We start from the raw sequence: 21513 nt of genomic DNA on the forward strand, positions 1-21513 counted from the left end.
AAGCAGAACTTTATAGAGGGAGGGGTAACGGATGCAAAAAAATGCAATTGTACCTTATATCTTAATCATGGCGTTCGGTATTGGTCTGATTTTCTTCTTATCTTTAGAAGGCGCCAATAACCAAGAAGAGATTGCTGCAGAACACGCAGAAGAAGAAGGCGGCACAGGCGGCGAAGAGCAAGGCAACGACGGCGGCAGCACGGATTCTGCTGAATTCGATCCAGAAGCACAAGCACAGCAAAGCTGTGTATCATGCCACGGTTCAAGCTATGAAGGCGGAGTAGGTCCATCATTGATTGATACTGAATTGGATCAAGCAGGAATCGAAGATATTATTGCAAATGGTAAAGGCGCAATGCCAGGCGGACTCATCGAAGAAGAGAATATTCCAGCTATGGCTGAGTGGATTTTATCTCTCGAATAGTTTGAAAACCCCCTTAGTTCTACTTGAGCTAAGGGGTTTTTGTTGATAGGAGGATAACGGATGAATGCTCAACAATTATCGCTGCGTTTAGAACGGGTGGCAAGCCATGTACCAAAAGGCGCCATCGTTGCGGATATCGGCAGCGACCATGCCTATTTGCCATGTTTCTTGGTATTAAATGGGATGGTTAAAAAAGCGGTTGCAGGGGAAGTAGTAAAAGGTCCTTTTGAATCGGCAAAAAAACAAGTTCGCCTGGAGCAGCTTGATGGACAGATTACGGTAAGGTTAGCGAGCGGGCTTTTGGCCATCCATCCTGAAGACGGTGTGACAGCAGTCACCATCGCAGGAATGGGCGGTCCGTTGATTACCTCCATTTTAAATGAAGGAATGGATCGGCTAGAAGGAGTCGAACGATTGATTCTTCAGCCGAATGTCCATGCCAAAGCCATCCGCGTCTGGGCTCAGCAAAACAGCTGGATCATCCAAACAGAAGAAATTTTAAAAGAAAACGATAAAATTTATGAGATTTTAGTGTTGGAACCTGCCGATGCAGTTTCTGGCTTGTCGGAAACGGAACTCTTGATGGGACCTTATTTGATGACACAACGTTCTCCGATATTCATTGAAAAATGGCAGCGCGAAAGTACCCAATGGAAAAAAATTGTGGCTTCTATGGAATCTACTGAACAAACGGTAGAGATCCTTTCGCGGAAAAATGATTTAGTGCATAAAATCCAACTAGTAGAAGAGGTGCTGAACAGTGAAAATACCGAATGGACAGCAGATCATCGAGGAGTTTGAGAAATGGTCGCCGAAATACTTGGCGATGGAAGATGACCCGATCGGGCTTCATGTGGGAACGTTAAATAAGAAAATCGAACGGGTATTGGTGACTTTGGATGTCAACGAAGAAGTCGTGGATGAAGCGATTGCAAAAGGTGCAGAGTTGATCATTGCCCATCACCCGCCGATTTTCCGACCGCTCAAGAATCTGCAGACCGATTTTCCGCAAGGGCGCTTAATGGAAAAGCTCATTAAACATGACATCGCCGTGTATGCGGCCCATACCAATTTGGATGTGGCAGAAGGCGGCGTCAATGATTTGCTTGCGGACGCGCTAGGGCTCACGAATACGAAAATTCTTGTTCCTACATACGAAGCGGAGTTAGTTAAAATTGCCGTTTTTGTACCGGAAACCCACGAAGAAGAAGTTCGCGTGGCACTCGGAAAGGCAGGAGCCGGAGCTATCGGAGACTATGAATATTGCAGCTATACATTGAGCGGCACGGGACGTTTCAGGCCAACCGATGATGCAGATCCGTTTATCGGCGAAGCGGGAAAAATGGAGATGACGGCAGAATCGAAAATTGAAGTGGTCATCCGGAAAAACGAAAAAGACCGTGCGATCAAAGCGATGATTGCGGCACATCCCTACGAAGAAGTGGCATACGATGTTTTTACATTGGAAAATAAAGAGTTGCCAATGGGCTTAGGGCGTGTCGGCTTGCTTGACGCAGAAATGAGCCTCGAGGATTTTGCGGAACACGTAAAAGGGCGGCTCGATGTTCCGGCTGTACGAATTGTCGGCGACCTCACAAAACCTGTCAAAAAAGTAGCGGTACTCGGTGGCGATGGCAATAAATACATCCATGCAGCAAAACGTGCAGGGGCCGATGTCTATGTCACGGGGGATCTTTATTTCCACGTGGCGCAGGACGCTGATGCAATAGGCCTTGCTGTTGTAGATCCTGGACACCATGTTGAAAAAGTGATGATCAAAGGCGTGGTCAACCACATGTCAAAAACGCAGAACTGGCAATGTGAATTCCTGCCATCCGAAGTCAGCACAGAACCGTTTACATTCAAATAAACAGAGAATCCAGTTTACTTAACGGTAACTGGATTCTCTGTTTTTAGTTGTTCGATAAAGTCTTTTGCTTCTTTTGGGGAAGTCAAAATAACAATTTCTTTTTCACTTGAAAGTTTTTGCAATTTCAGCAAGACGTTCGGGCGTTTATCACGCGGATAATTCCACACCCACTTCAAAAAATTCAAATCAAAGCGTTCTTTGCAGCCTGCAGCCATATCAGGGCGCTGCTTGTTCCGGTAAAGGAAGTTGCGCTTCAGTATCCGGTAAACACATAATTTCCGCGGCATATCCATAAAAATGATGCAATCAGCAGCTTTTAAGCGAAGATCCAGCGTGCCATTGTAATTGCCATCGATGATCCAATTCTCTTTACTGACCATTTGAAGCTGAATCGCTTCTTGTTGCTCCCGAGAGACGGCTGTCCAGTCCGGTTTCCAAAGGATGGCGTCAAGATGATAAACGTTTAGCTGCAATTTTTCACCCAAGTGGCGTGCAAAAGTGGATTTTCCAGACCCTCCCGAGCCGATGATTGCAATTCTTTTCATGTTGTTTCACCTCACTTTAATCATACGTAAAGCAAAACCGTGAGACTTTGTAGAAAGCTCACGGTTTATTTTAATGGCCCACAGGACATTTCAAACTATTCAACTGGATAAGGTTCAATGCGTTCCGAAGGTTTCGGATGTTTGATCTTCGGCAAGATTTTATTTAATGGTACGCTGCGTGTCAATTCATGCGTTTCCGGATTTTCCGGATCATATTTATCAAGGAAGTTCATCACTTCTTTGACGATCGGAGTCGGAGTAGATGCACCGGCAGTGATGCCGACTGTTTCAACACCATCGAGCCATTCCAATTTCAGTTCTGAAAGATCTGAAATGCGGTAAGCCGGAGTTCCAGCGATGTCTTGTGAAACTTGAGCCAAGCGGTTCGAGTTGTTGCTCATCGGATCGCCGATGACAATCAGCAAATCCGCTTCGCCTGCTTGGGTTGCTACAGCTTCCTGGCGAACTTGTGTAGCCAAGCATATTTCTTTATGGACTTCTGAATGCGGGTATTTCTCTTTCAGGCGCTTCATCATGTCTACGACATCCCACTGGCTCATCGTCGTCTGGTTGGTCACGATGATTTTGTCTGCTGTTAATTGCAATTGGTCGACATCTTCAACACTTTCAACCAAGTGAACCAAGTCAGGCGCCACACCGATTGCCCCTTCAGGTTCCGGATGGCCATTTTTCCCGATGTAGATGATATGGTAGCCTTCTGCCGTCTTTTCCCGGATCAAATCGTGCGTAACTGTTACATCAGGGCAAGTTGCGTCGATAGACACCAAGCCTTTTCTTCTGGCAAGTTCACGGACTTGTGGAGAAACGCCGTGTGCGGTAAAAATAACTGTGCCGGATTCTACTTTCTCCAAAATTTCAAGTCGGTTTTTGCCATCCAAAGTGATGATCCCGTCTTCTTCAAATGCGTCTGTAACATGTTTATTGTGGACAATCATGCCTAATATATAAATAGGGCGGGGCAAAGTTTCGTCCATTGCAGCATTTTTCGCAATGACCATTGCATCCACTACGCCGTAACAATACCCTCTTGGCGATATTTTCATTACCTTCATAACCGCACTCCTTTCAAAATCATACCTTCATTATAAACGAGACGGCCTGCGTTTACAAAAGTTGCAATACGAAAAAAGCGAATTCATGCTATAATGTCAAGAGCGTAAGGAGGGAATATGATCCCATGACAAAATTTAATGATTATCCATTCAAGCCGTTCCTATTAGAAGCGGTAGAAAAACTCGGTTTTAAAGAGCCGACCCCGATCCAAAAAGAGATGATGCCCCACATATTGAAAGGCAACTCAGCCATCGGACAATCCCATACAGGAACAGGGAAGACCCATAGCTTCATCATTCCGATTGCAGAGCGCATCGACACAAGCCGCCAAGAAGTCCAGGCAGTCATCTGTGCACCAACACGTGAACTCGGCACTCAAATCTATGCAGAAATGATGAAACTGGTAGAAGGTTCCGATATCGAAGTGAAAAGCTTTATCGGCGGTACGGACAAAAAGCGTTCGATTAATAAGCTGAAGACTCAACCGCATATCGTCATCGGCACACCGGGACGATTAAAAGACTTGGTGAATGAAAATGCGCTTCTGGTCCATACAGGAAAAATTCTTGTAGTCGACGAAGCGGATCTGGCTTTCGACCTTGGCTTTATCGAAGAAATCGACCAAGTGGCGGGCAAAATGCAAGACAAACTGGAGATGTATGTATTTTCTGCGACCATTCCGGAAAAATTAAAGCCATTCCTTAAAAAATACATGGAATCGCCTGTCCATATTAAAATTGGCGACAAACGCCCGACTGCTGAAGGCTTGGACTTCTACTTGGTGCCTGCACGAAGCAAACGGAAAGTGGAGCGCCTGAAAGAAATCATGGGCATCATCAATCCGTATTTAGCCATTATTTTCGTTAATACGAAAACGAATGCAGATTATGTGGCGGATGAACTGGCAAAAGCGGGCATCCGTGTTGGCCGTGTCCATGGTGATTTGGCTCCTCGCGAACGCGTGAAAATGATGAAGCAAATCCGCGATTTGGAATATCAATACATCGTTGCAACGGATCTCGCTGCGCGCGGAATTGACATCCAAGGCGTCAGCCATGTCATCAATTATGAGCTGCCGGAAGACCTAGAGTTCTTTATTCACCGCGTCGGCCGTACGGCACGTGCCGGGTTAAAAGGAATTGCCATCACGATCTTTAATCCTGAAGAGGAAGATGCGATCAACCGCGTCGAGAAAATGGGCATTCCATTCCAGCAAAAAGATATCGTAAAAGGCGAGTTTGTTGATTTGAAAGACCGCCATAGCCGCAAAACGCGGGTTAGACAGACAAATGAAGCGGATGCGAAAGCGAAGACCATGGTCCATAAACCAAAAGCTGTGAAACCGATGTACAAAAAGAAAATGAAATGGAAAATGGACGAAATCAAGAAAGTCGAACGCCGCAAAAACCGCAAAAAGTAAGGAGATTTTTTAGATGTTAATAGGTTCACACGTATCCATGAGCGGAAAGAAAATGCTTCTTGCAGCAAGTGAAGAAGCGGCTTCCTACGGAGCGAGCACATTCATGATCTATACAGGGGCACCGCAGAATACGCGGCGCAAACCGATTGAAGATCTGAATATTGAAGCGGGACAAGCCCATATGGCTGCCCATAATTTGAGCAATATCGTGGTTCATGCACCTTATATTATTAATTTGGCGAATACTGTAAAACCTGAAACTTTTGAACTGGGTGTTGAATTTCTCCAAAAAGAAATCGAGCGGACGGCAGCGCTTGGCGCAAAGCAGATCGTCCTTCACCCCGGAGCTCACGTGGGAGCTGGTGCAGAAGCGGGAATCGCGAAAATCATTGAAGGGTTGAACGAAGTGCTGACAGAAGACTATGCTGTCAATATCGCGCTTGAAACGATGGCGGGCAAAGGGACGGAATGCGGGCGCAGTTTTGAAGAAATCGCGGCGATCATTAACGGGGTAACCCATAATGAGCGTTTGTCGGTTTGCTTCGACACTTGCCATACGCATGATGCCGGCTACAACATTAAAGAAGATTTTGACGGAGTGCTTGAGAAATTCGATCGGATTGTCGGAATCGACCGTTTGCAAGTGCTTCATATCAATGACAGCAAAAATGTCCGTGGTGCCGGCAAAGACCGCCATGAAAACATTGGGTTTGGAGAAATCGGATTTGAAGCTTTAAATGGCATTGTGCACCACCGCGACTTGAAGCATGTGCCGAAAATTCTTGAAACGCCGTATGTCGGAAGCGATGCAAAAAATAAAAAGCCGCCGTACGCTTTTGAAATCGAAATGTTCAAAAATGGGATTTTCACTCCCGGCGTCATCGAAGAAATGAAAACACCGCTTTAAAAGATGAATTAGAAACCGCAGGCAAAACCGGAAGTTCCGGCAAGCCTGCGGTTTTTATTTTTACTGAAATGGTTGAAAGCGAGGGGTTTTCTGAGCCCAATCTATTTACAAGGGAGCTGGAGTCATCTATACTGATTTAATGATGTAAATCGTAATCATTATTAATTAGAAAAGAGGCGGCTCTATGGACGCGCCATTAATCAACATTAAAGAAATCAGTTATGAGTATGAACAGACAAAAGCACTTGAGAATATCTCCTTGAAAGTGGAAGAAGGCGATTTTCTGGCCATACTCGGACCGAATGGGTCGGGTAAATCCACTTTGCTGAAAGTCATGCTCGGCTTGATCAAGCCGACAAAAGGGAAGATTGAACTTTTCGGAGTCGATTCAAAAAACTTCAAGCACCGTGAGTGGATCGGCTATGTTTCCCAGAAATCCAATTCCTTCAATTCCGGTTTTCCGGCAACAGTTGAAGAAGTGGTCGCTGGGGGGCTGGCAAAAAAAGCAGGCTTGTTTCACCGGCTTCCGAAAAATTACAAACAAGATGTAAAAGAAGCGCTCCTGTCGGTCGGGATGGAAGCTTTTAGCGGCCGCAGCGTCAGTGAATTATCAGGCGGACAGCAGCAGCGCGTTTTTATCGCGAGAGCTTTGGTTGCAAAGCCGAAAGTGCTCATCCTGGATGAACCGACGGTCGGCATCGACCACCAGAATGTCCAGTCTTTCTATAATATGCTGGCCTCGCTTAACCGCGATCAAAACATCACGTTGGTGCTGGTGACCCATGATGTGGATACGGTGACGGACCGCATCACGCATGTGGCTTGTCTAAACCAGACCATCCATTTCCACGGATTTAAAGAACAGCTTCATACAATGAGCGACGCCCAGCGCGAAGCTTGGTACGGCCATTCTGTCCGTAAAATTCACCATATCGGAGGAAGCCATAGCCATGATTGATGCTATATTAACGTATGAATTTCTGCAAAGCGCCTTTGCAGCTGGGTTGATTATCGGCGTGATTGCGCCGCTTCTAGGCGTGTTTATCGTAGTTCGCCGTCTTTCGCTAATAGCGGATGCCCTGAGCCACGTAACCTTAGCGGGAATAGCCGGAAGCTTGTTTTTGAGCCAAAGTGTAGCCGCATTTGCTTTGTTGAATCCGCTATTTCTGGGCATAGCCGCATCTGTCGGTGGATCGATTCTAATCGAACGTCTGAGAAGCCTCTATAAGCATTACGAAGAACTCGCGATTCCGATTATCATGTCAGCGGGGATTGGCTTCGGGGCCATTTTCATTTCGCTGGCGCAAGGCTTTTCCAATGATTTATTCGGCTATCTATTCGGTTCCGTTTCGGCAGTCAGCCGGGAAGACCTGATGATTGTGGCTGCAATTGCCATTGTTGTCTTGGTATTTATCTTATTATTCTTCAAAGAATTATTTGTTTTGTCGTTTGATGATGAATACGCCAAAGCTTCCGGGTTGCCGGCCAAGTGGATTCATTTCCTATTTATGATTGTCACAGCGCTTGTTATCGCGGGCTCGATGCGGATTGTCGGGATTTTATTGGTGTCATCATTGATGACGATTCCGGTAGCTGCAGCAATGCGGGTGGCGAAAAGCTTCAAACAGACCATTCTGCTGTCCATCTTTTTCGGTGAATTCTCCGTCATTACGGGGTTGGTCACCGCATTTTACTTTAATTTAGCGCCGGGAGGCACTATTGTTGTCACTTCAATTTTCTTGTTATTGCTGGTCATTGGCTTCAAAAAGATCTCTGTTTCAATGAAGAAGGGGGCTGTCGCATGAACATCTCAAAAGCGTGGGACATTTTAAAAGAAAACGGCTATAAGGAAACGACAAAACGTTCGCAAATCCTTGAGTTATTTGCAGACGATGACCGCTATTTGACGGCTCGTGATTTGCTTGACGTCATGCAAAAAGATTATCCGAGCATGAGCTATGATACTGTGTACCGCAACTTGGCGACATTTGTGTCGCTTGGCATATTGGAAGAGACAGAGTTGTCGGGGGAGCGCCATTTCCGCATGCAGTGCGAAAGCGAGCACCATCATCATCATTTCATTTGCATGGGTTGCGGCAAGATCAAAGAAATTCCAGTTTGTCCGATGGATATGCTGGGTGCGGCATTGCCGGCCTATGAAATTGCCAACCACAAATTCGAAATCTACGGCAAATGCCCAGAATGCCAGTAAGAAAAGCGGAAGTGCCTGTCCAGCTTCGAAAGGCATAAGACGGATTGCCGAAGCGGCGCTTTTTGCCGCACAGGCAAGATGGCTTATGACCCGAGAAGCTAGGCGCTGGAGTCCGGACAGTAAGAAAAGCGGAAGCGCCTGTCCAGCTTCGAAAGGCATAAGACGGATTGCCGAAGCGGCGCTTCTTGCCGCACAGGCAAGACGGCTTATGACCCGAGAAGCTAGGCGCTGGAGTCTGGACAAGAAGAAAAGCGGAAACGGCCTGCTAGTTCCGAAAGGCTTAAGGACGAGCTGTTGCTAACAGGACAATAAGAAAACGCAAGCGGTCTGATGACGCTTGCGTTTTTTTATGCATTTATTCAACGAATGCAAATAACATGGCGCCGAACGCAAATAAAAAAATTTAAGCGCAAATAAACCGCCGCCAAGCGCAAATAAACTTCCTTCGGCTGCAAAGGACCAAATAAAAAACCATCAGCGGAACTGAACCGCTGATGGTTATCATTTATTTTGAGCGAATGGTTTGTTGAAGAGCAAATTCTTTTTCTACCCATTGCTCGGCTTCTAGCCAGTTATAAACGCGGACCACATTTTTAGGTGTCGGCAATCGGTTATAAGGGGTGTCGAATAAGATGACGGGAATGTCCAGTTCCTCAGAAATTTCAACAGCGTTATCATGCTTGTCTTCAAAGAAGAGATCCACTTGATGGCGTTTTGCTGTTTCGATTTTCTTATGGGTTCCGATCAATTCGATATGATCATAGGAAATGGCGTGCTCTGCAAACCAATCGTACGTAACATCGCGGACATTTTCACCGCGTGCTGAGATGAAATACAATTCGTATTGCTCTTTCCATTTATCCAAAATATTCTTTGCGTTTTCCGAAATAGGGGAAGTGGCATAAATTTTCGGTTCAGCTTCCCGGAACCAGTCAAAAAATTCACCTTTTGGAAGGTGGGGAAGAGCTGCAGTCAAATCGTATTCCTTTATATCATCCAAAGTCAGGTTGCTGTTGAATGCTTCATTAATATGTGGAATCAATGAGGTAGGTGATGTCACCGTACCATCGATGTCAATGCCAAAACGGCTTCTCATAGCTTCACGACCTTATACTTGTTGTTGTTCCAATTCCGCTTTTTCAGCAGCTTGCTTTTCAAAGTATTCCTGTGCGAGCTTGTCGATTTCAACTTTTAATTCTTCAACCATTGTTTCTTCCGGTACTTTACGGACCGTTTTGCCTTTCATGAACAGCAAACCTTCGCCGCGGGCACCAGCGATGCCGATATCGGCTTCACGAGCTTCACCTGGGCCGTTTACCGCACAGCCAAGGACTGCTACTTTAAGTGGAGCTTTGATGTGGGAGATGTATTCTTCCACTTCATTTGCGATTTTGATCAAATCGATTTCAATGCGTCCGCAAGTCGGGCAAGAAATCAATGTCGCAGCGTTTGAAGACAAGCCAAAGACTTTCAATAATTCACGGGCCACTTTTACTTCTTCAACCGGGTCAGCACTTAGCGAGATGCGCAAAGTATTGCCGATGCCTTTTGCAAGCAATGCCCCGATGCCGGCAGCACTTTTCACAGTTCCAGAGAACAAAGTACCGGATTCTGTGATGCCGAGGTGAAGCGGATAGTCGAAAGCTTTCGAAGCTTTTTCATAAGCTTCAATCGCCAAACTTACATCTGATGCCTTCATCGAAACGATAATGTCATGGAAATCCAAGTCTTCCAGGATCTTAATGTGGTGAAGTGCACTTTCAACCATGCCATCTGCAGTTGGGTAGCCGTATTTTTCAAGGATTTTGCGTTCCAAAGAACCGGCGTTAACCCCGATGCGGATCGGAATGCCTTTCGCTTTTGCTGCGTTTACAACAGCTTCCACTTTTTCGCGGCGTCCGATATTGCCTGGGTTGATGCGGATTTTGTCAGCGCCTTGTTCAATAGCGATCAAAGCCAATTTATAGTCAAAATGAATATCAACAACAAGCGGGATATTGATGCGTGCTTTGATTGCACCGATTGAATAAGCTGCGCGTTCATCAGGACAAGCGACGCGGACAATTTGGCAGCCTGCTTCTTCAAGGCGCAGAATTTCTGCAACTGTCGCTTCCACATCGTGGGTTTTTGTTGTTGCCATACTTTGAATGAATAATTCATTGCTTCCGCCAACCGTCAGATCACCAACTTTAACGGGGCGTGTTTTCGTACGGTGAATGCTTTCACTCATTAAAATTCTCTCCTTTTTAGCAGGATAGGCTTCACTCGGCCTACCGCTTTTTCCAACTAGTTGACTAGTTTGTTTCAGTTACCTATTGCCATTTTAGCAGTCTGACAACCGAAAAGACAAGAAAGAACGGTTATGCTGCCATTTTTTTGAATAATGGCAAGACTCCATTGCGAGATCGGGATCTGTTCTTGTGCAGATTTCGGTTTAAAGCATATCTCAAGCTTTTTTAACCGGTTGTTTTGGATAATAATTCGTGGCCAAATACAAATAGAGGACCGTCAACAAACTTGTTCCGGCTGAAACCCATAAATCAGCTCCGATAAAACTGAAGGCAAAGGACACAAGTGTCGGAATTGTGACTGCTAAAGCAGTGGTGCGCCAAAGATGGCGATATTCGCCTTTGCGTTTTTTCATTTTAATAAATAACAAGCCTACTAAAGCGAAAAAACTGATTTTCAAAAAATGATAGAGTGTCGTCGAAACAAATAAAAATACGAAAGCAAAAGGATAGAGCAGAAATTCGATTTCTTCGACAAACTGGAGAAGGCCATCCACATCACTGGTCGTATCGCTCAAGCCGAGTGATAATTCAATGAAGGAAATCACCGTCATAAACAGGATGAACAAGAAAACAAAGCGCATAATCTTTCCTATTGTCATAATACGGACGGCTGCCTGCTTTTTTGGTTCCATTAAACTGGCTTTAAATAATTGATAAAGATTCACATCCATCTTCCTTTCAGCTAATAATTATATCCTAACATGGAGAGCAGGTAGAAATTGGGGTGCTTTGTTACGGGAATGTAAATTTTAATTAAAGGTATTTACAATGCCTTATCGAACTCTTCATAATAGACTAGGTGTGAAATCGTAAATTTAGGAGTTGAATGTACATCGTGGAAACGAATTGGCAAGAAATGCTTTTTACTTTCTTTGGCGGTTTGGGAATATTCCTATTTTCTATTAAGTATATGGGGGATGCCTTGCAAAAAGCTGCGGGCGACAGATTGCGGGGAATTTTAGACCGCTTTACGACTAACCCTTTCATGGGAGTCCTCGTAGGGATTATCGTTACTGTGCTGATTCAATCGAGTTCGGGTACAACCGTTATTGTTGTCGGATTAGTAAGTGCAGGATTTATGACTTTAAGACAGGCTATCGGAGTTATCATGGGTGCCAATATCGGGACAACCGTAACGGCCTTCATCATCGGGCTGGATGTAGGCGCATATGCATTGCCGATTATGGCGGTCGGTGCTGCACTGATTTTTTTCTTTAAGAAAAATCAAATCCAGAATTTCGGCCAAGTGGTCTTTGGTTTCGGTGGGCTGTTCTTCGGTCTCGAATTGATGAGCGACGGGATGAAGCCTTTGCGCGAATCTGCCGCTTTCATCGATTTGACGATCAGTTTAAGTGATCTGCCGATTCTAGGAGTAGTTGTCGGAACGGTATTTACTTTGATCGTACAAAGTTCAAGTGCGACTGTTGCAATTTTGCAAGGTCTCTACGCAGAGAACGTCTTGTCATTAGGTGCCTCACTGCCAGTCTTGTTCGGGGATAATATCGGTACGACGATTACGGCTGTACTCGCGGCATTGGGAACTTCAATTGCTGCAAGAAGAGCGGCAGCGGTTCACGTTTTGTTCAATATTGTCGGTACTGTTATTTTCATGATTTTATTGGTGCCATTTACGGCATATGTCGAATGGATAGCCGGCATACTTAATTTGGAAGCGAAAATGCAGATTGCTTTTGCACACGGTTCATTCAACGTCGCAAATACAATTATTCAGTTTCCATTGATCGGCTTCTGGGCTTATCTGGTAACGAAATTTATACCGGGCGAAGAAGTTTTGATCGAATTCAAGCCGAAGCATTTGGATGTCCATTTTATCGAACAATCTCCTTCGATTGCGTTAGGCCAAGCGAAAGAAGAAGTTTTGCGAATGGGCGGATATGCGGTGCAGGGTCTTGAAGAAACTTACGAATACTTAAAAACGAAAAGCAAGAAAAGTGCGGAGATGGCTTATCAGCTTGAAGATGCCATCAATAATCTTGACAGCAAAATTACGGATTACCTTGTGTTGATTTCTGCCGAATCGATTTCCGCTACAGATTCGACACGCCATACAATGCTGATGGAAACGGTCCGGGATATTGAACGGATTGGCGACCATTTTGAAAATATCATTGAATTGGTCGATTATCAGGAAAATAACCGAGTGAAAATCACGGAAGATGCAATGGAAGATTTGCGTGAAATGTTCACATTAACGATTGCCACTGTGAAAAAAGCCTTGGATGCTCTTGATACAACGAGCCATGAATTGGCGCGTGAAGTAGCTGAGCAAGAAGATCTGATTGACAAGATGGAACGAAAATTCCGCAAAAAGCACATTATGCGCCTAAATGAAGGCAAATGTTCAGCTCAAGCGGGAATCGTCTTTGTCGATATCGTCAGCAATTTAGAGCGGGTAGGCGATCACTCGGTAAACATTGCTGAAGCCATCCTTGGGAATCGTGCATAAAAGATAATACGCGACGGAGAAACGGATATTCGTTTCTCTTTAACCGGAAGCAGCAAGAACCTGGGAGTTAAACTGGAACTCTTGCTGCTAATTACAGTAGAATAGATAAAACGGCTCCTTTTCATTACTTTACATTTCAAAAAATGTAGGGCACGATGAAAAGGAGTTTTTTACTAGGAGGATGAAGAGATGGAAGTTTTCGCTTGGATTGTCATTTTGCTATTTTTCGCTGTCGGATTCGTCGGCTTGATTTATCCGATCATTCCAGCGGTCCTATTTATCTTCGGCGGATTTGTCGTTTATGGGCTGTTCTTCGAGTTCAGCGATTTGCCGTGGTGGTTCTGGCTGATTGAAAGCCTGTTTGTTATTTTGCTCTTCGGTGCGGATGCGCTGGCCAATGCTTTTGGCGTTAAGAAATTCGGCGGTTCGAAAGCAGGCTTATGGGGCAGCACAATCGGGTTGATCATCGGCCCATTTGTCATCCCGATTGCTGGTATTTTAATCGGTCCTTTCCTTGGGGCGATCCTTGCAGAATTGATTTTCAATAAATCGACAATCAAACAATCGGTTAGGTCGGGCATCGGTTCGGTCGTCGGGTTTATCACGTCGGTCTTCACTAAAGGGATCATCCAGATTATTATGGTCATCCTGTTCTTTATCGTAATTTGATTCAGCCAAAAGACTGATTAAATGAATTGTCTGGGCATTTTAATTGTATCGCTCGAAAAACTTTGATACGCTAAGAAAGTAGAACAATAGACTCAAGGAGGAATTTAATCATGGCTTATGAATTACCAGAATTACCTTACGCGTATGACGCACTTGAACCACACATCGACAAAGAAACGATGAACATTCACCACACGAAACACCATAACACTTATGTAACAAACGTAAATGCGGCTTTAGAAGGCCACGAAGACCTTGCTTCAAAATCAGTGGAAGAATTGATCTCTGACTTGAACGCAGTTCCTGAAGACATCCGTACAGCAGTGCGCAACAATGGCGGCGGACACGCTAACCACTCATTGTTCTGGCAATTGCTTACGCCAAATGGCACAGGCGCTCCATCAGGTGCTCTTGCTGAAGCAATCGATGCTAAATTCGGCAGCTTTGACGAGTTCAAAACAAAATTCGAAAATGCTGGTAAAACACGCTTTGGTTCAGGCTGGGCTTGGCTAGCAGTTTCAAACGGCGAGTTGGAAGTGACTTCAACTCCTAACCAAGACTCTCCATTGATGGAAGGCAAAACGCCGATCCTTGGAGTGGACGTTTGGGAGCATGCTTACTACTTGAAATACCAGAACAAACGCCCTGACTATTTGGCGGCATTCTGGAACGTAGTAAACTGGGATGAAGTTTCAAAACGCTACGAAGCAGCAAAATAATTCAAAACGAATGAAACTTTACACACACTTTTTCGTCAGAAAAAGTGTGTGTTTTTTTATGTAAAATGCTATACTAGCAATTGCCTATTTTGGTGAAAGGAGTGCACAAAAATGAATACCCCTCAGAAAAGGCGTGTATCGCTTGCGAAAGCGAAACTGAAGTCGCATACCGTCTTTCGGATGAATATCCTCTTTTTCTCCATTTTCTTGCTGTTTTCTGTATTGATTCTTCGGCTAGGCTATTTGCAGATTGTTAAAGGCGAAGATTTCGCGCGTGCTTTGGCCCGGACAGAAGAAGTTCCAGTCAATACCAGCGTACCGCGGGGACGGATTTTTGATAGCGAAGGCCGCGTTCAAGTTGATAATAATCCTGTCAACGCCATTACATACACGGCTATGCAGACGACCAAAAGAGAAGAAATGATGCGAGTGGCAGAAAAACTGGCATCTTTGATTGAAAAAGACACCAAAAAAGTGACGCTGCGCGATAAACAGGATTTCTATATTTCATTGAATACCGAAGAAGCGACAGCAAAAGTCACGGATGAAGAACGCCTTGAGATCAACAATAAAGACATTCAGGAAAAAGAAAAGCAGCGTGAAATCGACACGTTGATCCGCGAAAGAATCACTGACGAAGAGCTGGCAAGCCTGACCGACCAGCAACTCGAAGTACTGGCGATCTATCGTGAAATGACTTCTGGCTATGCACTTTCTCCTCAAATCATTAAAAACGAAGGCGTAACCGATGAAGAGTTTGCCCGAGTCTCTGAACGATTGACCGATCCGGATTTAAAAGGAGTCAACACGATTACGGACTGGAAACGGGTAAAAACATCGGATTTGACCATTTTAGGTAATACGACAACGCCTGAACAAGGGCTGCCTGCAGATAAAATCGATTACTATTTGGCACGGGATTATTCCCGCAATGACCGCGTCGGCATCAGTTTCCTGGAAGCGGAATACGAAGATGTGTTGCAAGGCCAGAAATCCATCGTGAAAAACGTGACGGATGGCCGGGGGCGTGTTGTTGAGACGGTGACTGTCGATGAAGGGGAGCCAGGGAAAGATGTGGTTCTTACCATCGATTCGGAAATTCAGAATGCAATGGAAGATATTGTTGAAAAGAAATTATTGGAGCTGAAAGCAGGCCCCAACTCCCAATTGGTGAAAGACGCTTACTTAGTCATGATGGATCCGCGGACAGGGGAAATCATTTCGTTGGTCGGCAAACAATTGGACCGGGATGAAGACGGCAAACGGATCGTCCGCGATTACTCATTCGGAACCATTACGGCAGCTTATCCGACAGGTTCGGTCGTCAAAGGGGCGACCGTGCTTGCTGGCTATAGCAATGATGCAATTGCAATGGGCCAAACGATGATCGATGAGCCGATGCTGCTTCCTGGCGGCTTGATGAAAGCTTCCCTTTTCAACAGAACGATCGGCAACAGGGTAGCGGTCAATGACCAGACTGCACTGGAACGTTCGTCCAACGTTTATATGTTCAAAATTGCACTGGCGATTTCCGGAAATGCCTATGAACGCTATAGAGGCTTCAGTGTAGCGCAAGAAGATTGGGATACGATGCGCAATTCCTTTGCGGAATTCGGTCTTGGCGTCCGCACAGGCATTGATTTGCCGAATGAAGGAAAAGGGGTTACTGGCCGTTTCATTCGGACTGAGCCTGGTACTTTCCTTGACTTTGCCATCGGACAATATGATACCTATACGCCGCTCCAATTGCTTCAATACGTATCAACAATCGCCAATGACGGCTACCGCATGCAGCCGCATGTTGTCAAAGAAATCCGCCAGCCTTCAAGCGACGGCAAAACCTTAGGTGCAGTCGAAACTGTGGTTGAACCGAAAATCTTAAATCGCATCAACAATAGCCAGGCCGAAATCGACCGGGTGAAACAAGGGATGCGCCAAGTTTATACAGGTAGCAACGGAACTGCCCGCAGTTACTTTAACGACCTTAAATATTCTGCTGCCGGCAAGACAGGTACAGCGGAAATTAATTATTACGATGACAAAGAAAGCCCGTTCTATACAAAAGCTTCGGTCAATACGACGCATGTCGGGTTTGCACCTTTTGAAAATCCTGAAGTAGCATACGCGGTCGTAATTCCTTATATTACGACCGATCCGCGCAACGTTCCGCCAGCGAGCAATGAGATTGCGCGTGCCGCTCTGGATAAATACTACGAACTGAAAAACAAAGAAGTAAATGAATCACCTTCCGTCATCAAATCACCTGCCACTGATACAGCAGTTGAAGAAGGGGAAGAAAATTGATCAAAAGCGATGGATACGGGCTTTAAGCCTGTGACTATCGCTTTTTTTTTTTGCATTAAATCAATGTGTAAGCCAACATGCATAGAAATAAACCCGATTTACATTTTCTTAACATTCGCTTTATACTTCCTCAACAATCGGTCTTTATAGTTAAGAATGTAAATAACACAAACCTTAGGAGGAAATGAGAAATGAGAAATTGGAAGTTCGCAATGGCATCGACAATTCTAGGTTCAGCGTTAATTTTAGGGGCATGCGGCGGAGAAGAAGGATCTGCGGATTCAAGTTCTGACGTTGAAGAAACAACATCTGATACAGCAGGTGAAGAGTCAGCAGAAGTAGAAGGCGCTGTTTCGGGTGATGGATCGTCGACAGTTGCACCTATCATGGAAGGAATTGTTGAAGAATATGCAGGAGACCAGCCGAAGGTCCAAGTAACAGTTGGAGTTTCCGGTACTGGCGGCGGATTTGAAAAGTTCATCCAAGGTGAAACGGATTTCTCAAATGCATCACGTCCGATTAAAGAAGAAGAAGCGGCCAGCTTAGAAGAAGCAGGCATTGAATACACTGAATTCCTACTCGCTTACGACGGCTTATCAGTAGTTGTCAGCCAAGATAACGACTGGGTCGAAGATTTGACTGTAGAAGACTTGAAAAAGCTGTGGGTTGAAGATGGCTCTACGAAAAAATGGTCGGATATCAACCCTGAATGGCCGGATGAAGAAGTGGTCTTCTATGCCCCGGGAACTGATTCAGGAACATTTGATTATTTCAATGAAGTCATTTTGGAAGATGAAGATATCGTAAGTGCTGCAACGCTTTCAGAAGATGACAACGTATTGGTGCAGGGGATCCAAGGCGATCCGAATGCGATTGGATTCTTTGGATATGCTTATTATGTAGCCAATAAAGATACATTGAAAGTCGTGAAAATCGGTGGAGTAGAGCCAACGAATGAAACGATTGAATCAGGCGAGTATGAACCATTATCGCGTCCGTTGTTCACATATGCGAGCAATAAAGCCATTTCAGAAGATCCAGCTGTTTATGACTTCATGGAATACACTTTGGAAAATGCAGGTGCTATGGCTGAAGCGGTCGGCTATGTAGCTCTTCCGCAAGAAGAATACGATAAAGGCCTTGCTGACCTGGAAGCACTTAAATAATACGGGTTGAGATTTAGTCTTAGGGTGAGCAGCCACTGCTCGCCTTTTGCGGTTGAAAGGGGATTTCATATGCGTCCATCTGTGCAAGAAATGATCGCGCAGTCGAAAGGCAAGAAAAGTAAAAAGATCATTGAAAAAATCATTCCAATTCTATTATTCCTGATTGCTTCAGTATCTGTACTGACGACAATCGGCATTGTTCTGACTTTGATTGTAGAAACCTTCACGTTCTTCTCGCGTGTTTCGTTCTTCGATTTTATCACCGGCACAACGTGGCTGCCGTTTTCGAATAAAGAAGCGCAGTACGGCATTTTGCCGTTGATCGTCGGTACGCTGAAAATCACGGCGATTGCTGTGATTGTAGCGGTGCCGATCGGTATCGGGGCTGCTATCTATTTAAGTGAATATGCAAGCGAAACGGTCAGAAGAATCGTTAAGCCGGTACTGGAAATCCTAGCTGGAGTTCCGACCATTGTCTACGGATTCTTCGCTTTGACATTTGTGACACCTGTCTTGCAAGGCTTATTTCCGGAAATCAAAATCTTCAACGCGATTTCACCGGGAATCGTTGTAGGCATCATGATCATCCCAATGATCGCTTCTTTATCTGAAGACGCGATGTCATCGGTGCCAAGACAGATCCGGGACGGGGCTCTCGCAATGGGTTCGACAAAATTTGAAGTGGCGACCAAGGTCATTTTGCCTGCAGCCTTATCCGGCATTGTCGCATCCGTGGTGCTTGCCGTTTCACGTGCAATCGGCGAAACGATGATTGTGTCACTAGCGGCAGGATCTACGCCAAGGTTTGACGGGGATTTCACGGGTTCCATCCAAACCATGACCTCATACATCGTCCAAGTTTCTAAAGGCGATGCAGGATATGGCACGACGATTTATTACTCCATCTATGCCGTCGGCTTTACTTTATTCATCTTTACGATGCTTATGAATATCCTTGCCACTTATGTTTCAAAACGTTTCAAGGAGGAGTATTAAGATGAGATATGTAGACCACGACTTAGTAGTGAAACGGATGGGCGGCAGAAAAATCGTCAATTATCTGTTTAAAGGCCTTTTCATGCTCGCGACAACAATTGCCTTGCTCGCATTGGCGATATTGCTTTATCGCATTATTACCCAAGGCGCAGGCAATCTCTCGTGGGAATTTTTGAACAACTTCGCTTCCCGGTTCCCGGAAAAAGCGGGGATCAAAGCCGCTTTGATCGGTTCACTTTGGCTAATGGCTGTAGTGGCTCCGACTTCCATCATTTTAGGTGTTGGTTCAGCTATCTATTTAGAGGAGTATGCAAAGAAAAACCGGATGACTGCATTTATCCGCACCAATATCTCGAATTTGGCAGGAGTGCCATCAGTCGTGTTCGGGTTGCTCGGTTTAACCATCTTTGTCCGAGCTCTGTCGCTTGGAAATAGTGTATTGGCAGCTGGATTCACCATGAGCTTGCTGATATTGCCAGTCATTATCGTAGCTGCACAAGAAGCGATCCGTGCGGTTCCAAATGAACTCCGGGACGCGTCGCTTGGAATGGGCGCAACCAAATGGCAAACGATTGTGAGAATCATTTTGCCCGCAGCCATCCCGGGAATCTTGACGGGAAGCATTTTGGCTTTGTCCCGAGCGATCGGCGAAACAGCGCCATTGATTGTTATCGGGGTGCCGGTGATCATCCAGTTCTTGCCTTCCGGTGTAATGGATACGTTCACAGCTTTGCCGATGCAAATCTATGATTGGTCAAGCCGCCCGCAGCAAGAATTCCAAGCAGTTGCCGCAGCTGGAATCATTGTGCTGATGGCCGTACTTTTAACGATGAATTCAATCGCTGCACTTATCCGCAACAAATTCCAGAAGCGCTATTAATGCTATTTATGTGAGAGGGGTTTCACAAATGACAACTATCAGTCCGGTAAAAATCAAAAAACAACAGCAACCTAAAGAACAGCAGGATGTAAAAAAATCGGTGTATTTAACGAAGCAACTGAATCTTTGGTACGGCGATAAGCATGCTTTGAAAAATATTGATCTCGATATTAAAGAACATGAAGTAACAGCCATAATTGGGCCATCCGGCTGCGGAAAATCAACGTACATCAAAACCTTGAACCGCATGGTGGAGTTGGTGCCGACTGTAAAAACATCCGGGGAGATCCTTTACCGCGATCGGAACATTTTCGATTCCAATTACGCTGTCGAAGAATTGCGCACGAAAGTAGGCATGGTGTTTCAGAAGCCGAATCCTTTCCCGAAATCGATCTATGACAATGTGGCTTATGGACCTCGCATCCATGGCATTAAAAATAAAAAAATCCTTGATGAGATTGTTGAGAAAAGTTTGCGCGGAGCTGCCATTTGGGATGAGGTGAAAGACAGGCTAACTGAAAATGCCTACAGTATTTCAGGCGGACAGCAGCAGCGGATTTGCATCGCCCGGGCACTTGCGATCGAACCGGATGTTATCCTGATGGACGAACCGACTTCGGCACTGGATCCGATCTCGACATTGAAAATCGAGGAATTGGTCCAGGAATTGAAAAAAGACTATAGCATCATCATCGTTACACATAATATGCAGCAGGCTGCGCGTATTTCCGATAAGACAGCTTTCTTCTTGAACGGGGAAGTAATCGAATATGATGATACAGATGTCATTTTCTCAAATCCTTCCGATAAACGGACGGAAGATTATATTTCAGGGCGATTCGGATAAAGGAGCGGGGATAGAATATGTCAGTACGCGAAAAATTTGATTATGAATTAAATTCTGCACAAGACCAACTGATTGGAATCAGCAAAATGGCAGTTGAAGCACTGAGCAAATCGGTAAGAGCCCTATTGACTCATGATGTGGATGCGGCGCTTGAAGTCATCGAAGATGATATCGAGATCAATAAATTAGAAGAAGAAATCAACGATCAAGTAATTTTGATGATTGCCAAACAATCGCCGGTAGCAACCGACTTGCGTAGGCTGATTGTAACCATCAAAGTGGCTAGTGATATGGAGCGGGTGGGTGATTATGCGGTGAATATTGCAAAAGAAACCATCCGGATCGGCAAAGAGGATTTGCTTCCGCAGATTCGCCAGATCGAGCAGATGCACGATTTGGCAGTTGCTATGCTTTATCAAGTAATCGATGCTTTTGTGGAAGAAGACGTCTTGAAGGCAAAAGAGATTGCGGAACTGGACGACCAAGTCGATGAATTATACGGCGATGTCATCCGGAAATTGATGCATGCAGGCGGGGAGCATCCTGAAAAGCTCAGCCAAATCACACAATTGGCATTCGTCAGCCGGTATATGGAACGTTCAGCTGATCATGCGACCAATATCGCAGAACAATTATTTTATCTGGTGAAAGGCCGTCATTATGACTTAAATAGCTAACCGCTTCCCGGCAGCATTCACTGCCGGGAAGTTTCTTGTATTTCC

22 protein-coding genes are annotated in these 21513 nt (G+C 45.1%); 17 read left to right on the forward strand and 5 right to left on the reverse strand.

The features are described 5' to 3' along the window. Positions 1–31: 31 nt before the first annotated feature. Genes cccA through NFU07_RS00125 form a run of 3 tightly spaced genes read left to right on the forward strand, consistent with a single transcriptional unit; the run spans position 32 to position 2294 of the window. Positions 32–424 (forward strand): cytochrome c550, encoded by a 393-nt coding sequence (gene cccA, locus NFU07_RS00115; RefSeq protein WP_251472801.1) that lies wholly within the window; start codon positions 32–34, stop codon positions 422–424. Positions 425–484: 60 nt separating this feature from the next. Next, on the forward strand, positions 485–1225 hold the full coding sequence (locus NFU07_RS00120) for a tRNA (adenine(22)-N(1))-methyltransferase (protein ID WP_251472804.1): 741 nt from the start codon (positions 485–487) through the stop codon (positions 1223–1225). Then, positions 1185–2294, forward strand: coding sequence for a Nif3-like dinuclear metal center hexameric protein (locus NFU07_RS00125; protein ID WP_251472820.1), 1110 nt, complete (start codon positions 1185–1187; stop codon positions 2292–2294). Before NFU07_RS00120 ends, NFU07_RS00125 begins: the two co-directional genes overlap by 41 nt. A gap of 14 nt (positions 2295–2308) precedes the next feature. Here NFU07_RS00125 and NFU07_RS00130 read toward each other — a convergent pair whose 3' ends face one another. Beyond that, on the reverse strand, positions 2309–2839 hold the full coding sequence (locus NFU07_RS00130) for a DNA topology modulation protein (protein ID WP_251472824.1): 531 nt from the start codon (positions 2837–2839) through the stop codon (positions 2309–2311). Positions 2840–2934: 95 nt separating this feature from the next. After that, complete coding sequence (locus NFU07_RS00135) at positions 2935–3912, reverse strand: 4-hydroxy-3-methylbut-2-enyl diphosphate reductase (RefSeq protein WP_235199060.1); 978 nt, start codon at positions 3910–3912, stop codon at positions 2935–2937. 125 nt (positions 3913–4037) lie between these two features. Here NFU07_RS00135 and NFU07_RS00140 point away from each other — a divergent pair, with 125 nt between their 5' ends. From NFU07_RS00140 to NFU07_RS00160, 5 genes are all read left to right on the forward strand, one after another. Next, entirely contained in the window at positions 4038–5333 is a 1296-nt protein-coding gene (locus tag NFU07_RS00140) for a DEAD/DEAH box helicase (protein ID WP_251472827.1), read from the forward strand. A gap of 13 nt (positions 5334–5346) precedes the next feature. Continuing rightward, on the forward strand, positions 5347–6240 hold the full coding sequence (locus NFU07_RS00145) for a deoxyribonuclease IV (protein WP_251472830.1): 894 nt from the start codon (positions 5347–5349) through the stop codon (positions 6238–6240). 184 nt (positions 6241–6424) lie between these two features. Beyond that, positions 6425–7198: a metal ABC transporter ATP-binding protein gene (locus tag NFU07_RS00150; RefSeq protein ID WP_251472833.1), complete on the forward strand. Its 774-nt coding sequence runs from the start codon at positions 6425–6427 to the stop codon at positions 7196–7198. Beyond that, complete coding sequence (locus NFU07_RS00155; RefSeq protein ID WP_251472835.1) at positions 7191–8045, forward strand: metal ABC transporter permease; 855 nt, start codon at positions 7191–7193, stop codon at positions 8043–8045. The genes NFU07_RS00150 and NFU07_RS00155 overlap by 8 nt, the downstream gene beginning before the upstream one ends. Further along, positions 8042–8452 (forward strand): Fur family transcriptional regulator, encoded by a 411-nt coding sequence (locus tag NFU07_RS00160; RefSeq protein ID WP_251472838.1) that lies wholly within the window; start codon positions 8042–8044, stop codon positions 8450–8452. The genes NFU07_RS00155 and NFU07_RS00160 overlap by 4 nt, the downstream gene beginning before the upstream one ends. A gap of 505 nt (positions 8453–8957) precedes the next feature. Here the strand turns inward: NFU07_RS00160 and NFU07_RS00165 are convergent. From NFU07_RS00165 to NFU07_RS00175, 3 genes are all read right to left on the reverse strand, one after another. Further along, positions 8958–9548, reverse strand: a complete 591-nt coding sequence (locus NFU07_RS00165; RefSeq protein WP_251472840.1) for a hypothetical protein — start codon at positions 9546–9548, stop codon at positions 8958–8960. A 12-nt stretch (positions 9549–9560) separates the two neighbouring features. Continuing rightward, positions 9561–10682, reverse strand: coding sequence for a flavodoxin-dependent (E)-4-hydroxy-3-methylbut-2-enyl-diphosphate synthase (gene ispG, locus NFU07_RS00170; protein WP_052651773.1), 1122 nt, complete (start codon positions 10680–10682; stop codon positions 9561–9563). A 216-nt stretch (positions 10683–10898) separates the two neighbouring features. Continuing rightward, complete coding sequence (locus NFU07_RS00175; RefSeq protein WP_251472842.1) at positions 10899–11408, reverse strand: DUF1189 family protein; 510 nt, start codon at positions 11406–11408, stop codon at positions 10899–10901. A 170-nt stretch (positions 11409–11578) separates the two neighbouring features. On the opposite strand from NFU07_RS00175, the gene NFU07_RS00180 reads away from it, so the two are divergent. The 9 genes from NFU07_RS00180 (at position 11579) to phoU (ending at position 21468) form a co-directional block, all read left to right on the forward strand. Beyond that, entirely contained in the window at positions 11579–13210 is a 1632-nt protein-coding gene (locus NFU07_RS00180) for a Na/Pi cotransporter family protein (protein ID WP_251472844.1), read from the forward strand. Between the two features lie 189 nt (positions 13211–13399). Then, positions 13400–13879 (forward strand): DUF456 domain-containing protein, encoded by a 480-nt coding sequence (locus NFU07_RS00185; RefSeq protein ID WP_251472846.1) that lies wholly within the window; start codon positions 13400–13402, stop codon positions 13877–13879. A 110-nt stretch (positions 13880–13989) separates the two neighbouring features. Then, positions 13990–14598, forward strand: coding sequence for a superoxide dismutase (locus NFU07_RS00190; RefSeq protein WP_235199071.1), 609 nt, complete (start codon positions 13990–13992; stop codon positions 14596–14598). A gap of 111 nt (positions 14599–14709) precedes the next feature. Beyond that, complete coding sequence (locus NFU07_RS00195; RefSeq protein ID WP_251472848.1) at positions 14710–16902, forward strand: peptidoglycan D,D-transpeptidase FtsI family protein; 2193 nt, start codon at positions 14710–14712, stop codon at positions 16900–16902. Between the two features lie 191 nt (positions 16903–17093). Then, the gene (locus tag NFU07_RS00200; protein WP_251472850.1) at positions 17094–18068 is read left to right on the forward strand and encodes a PstS family phosphate ABC transporter substrate-binding protein; all 975 of its coding nucleotides are present in this window, start codon (positions 17094–17096) and stop codon (positions 18066–18068) included. Between the two features lie 69 nt (positions 18069–18137). Beyond that, a complete protein-coding gene (gene pstC, locus NFU07_RS00205; RefSeq protein WP_251472852.1) occupies positions 18138–19064 on the forward strand; it encodes a phosphate ABC transporter permease subunit PstC in 927 nt (308 codons plus the stop codon). Between the two features lies 1 nt (position 19065). Then, complete coding sequence (gene pstA, locus NFU07_RS00210) at positions 19066–19944, forward strand: phosphate ABC transporter permease PstA (RefSeq protein WP_251472854.1); 879 nt, start codon at positions 19066–19068, stop codon at positions 19942–19944. A gap of 28 nt (positions 19945–19972) precedes the next feature. Continuing rightward, complete coding sequence (pstB, locus tag NFU07_RS00215) at positions 19973–20791, forward strand: phosphate ABC transporter ATP-binding protein PstB (protein ID WP_251472867.1); 819 nt, start codon at positions 19973–19975, stop codon at positions 20789–20791. Positions 20792–20808: 17 nt separating this feature from the next. Beyond that, complete coding sequence (gene phoU / locus NFU07_RS00220; RefSeq protein WP_251472870.1) at positions 20809–21468, forward strand: phosphate signaling complex protein PhoU; 660 nt, start codon at positions 20809–20811, stop codon at positions 21466–21468. Positions 21469–21513 lie beyond the last annotated feature (45 nt).

The organism is Planococcus sp. NCCP-2050 (assembly GCF_023708025.1).
Classification (GTDB): Bacteria; Bacillota; Bacilli; order Bacillales_A; family Planococcaceae; genus Planococcus.

Excerpts from the sequence above, each read along its gene's own strand:
- cccA (WP_251472801.1), top strand. The coding sequence starts at position 32 with ATGCAAAAAAATGCAATTGTACCTTATATCTTAATCATGGCGTTCGGT.
- NFU07_RS00120 (WP_251472804.1), top strand. The coding sequence starts at position 485 with ATGAATGCTCAACAATTATCGCTGCGTTTAGAACGGGTGGCAAGCCAT.
- NFU07_RS00130 (WP_251472824.1), bottom strand. The coding sequence starts at position 2,839 with ATGAAAAGAATTGCAATCATCGGCTCGGGAGGGTCTGGAAAATCCACT.
- NFU07_RS00135 (WP_235199060.1), bottom strand. The coding sequence starts at position 3,912 with ATGAAGGTAATGAAAATATCGCCAAGAGGGTATTGTTACGGCGTAGTG.
- NFU07_RS00140 (WP_251472827.1), top strand. The coding sequence starts at position 4,038 with ATGACAAAATTTAATGATTATCCATTCAAGCCGTTCCTATTAGAAGCG.
- NFU07_RS00145 (WP_251472830.1), top strand. The coding sequence starts at position 5,347 with ATGTTAATAGGTTCACACGTATCCATGAGCGGAAAGAAAATGCTTCTT.
- NFU07_RS00150 (WP_251472833.1), top strand. The coding sequence starts at position 6,425 with ATGGACGCGCCATTAATCAACATTAAAGAAATCAGTTATGAGTATGAA.
- NFU07_RS00155 (WP_251472835.1), top strand. The coding sequence starts at position 7,191 with ATGATTGATGCTATATTAACGTATGAATTTCTGCAAAGCGCCTTTGCA.
- NFU07_RS00160 (WP_251472838.1), top strand. The coding sequence starts at position 8,042 with ATGAACATCTCAAAAGCGTGGGACATTTTAAAAGAAAACGGCTATAAG.
- NFU07_RS00165 (WP_251472840.1), bottom strand. The coding sequence starts at position 9,548 with ATGAGAAGCCGTTTTGGCATTGACATCGATGGTACGGTGACATCACCT.
- ispG (WP_052651773.1), bottom strand. The coding sequence starts at position 10,682 with ATGAGTGAAAGCATTCACCGTACGAAAACACGCCCCGTTAAAGTTGGT.
- NFU07_RS00185 (WP_251472846.1), top strand. The coding sequence starts at position 13,400 with ATGGAAGTTTTCGCTTGGATTGTCATTTTGCTATTTTTCGCTGTCGGA.
- NFU07_RS00190 (WP_235199071.1), top strand. The coding sequence starts at position 13,990 with ATGGCTTATGAATTACCAGAATTACCTTACGCGTATGACGCACTTGAA.
- NFU07_RS00195 (WP_251472848.1), top strand. The coding sequence starts at position 14,710 with ATGAATACCCCTCAGAAAAGGCGTGTATCGCTTGCGAAAGCGAAACTG.
- NFU07_RS00200 (WP_251472850.1), top strand. The coding sequence starts at position 17,094 with ATGAGAAATTGGAAGTTCGCAATGGCATCGACAATTCTAGGTTCAGCG.
- pstC (WP_251472852.1), top strand. The coding sequence starts at position 18,138 with ATGCGTCCATCTGTGCAAGAAATGATCGCGCAGTCGAAAGGCAAGAAA.
- pstA (WP_251472854.1), top strand. The coding sequence starts at position 19,066 with ATGAGATATGTAGACCACGACTTAGTAGTGAAACGGATGGGCGGCAGA.
- pstB (WP_251472867.1), top strand. The coding sequence starts at position 19,973 with ATGACAACTATCAGTCCGGTAAAAATCAAAAAACAACAGCAACCTAAA.
- phoU (WP_251472870.1), top strand. The coding sequence starts at position 20,809 with ATGTCAGTACGCGAAAAATTTGATTATGAATTAAATTCTGCACAAGAC.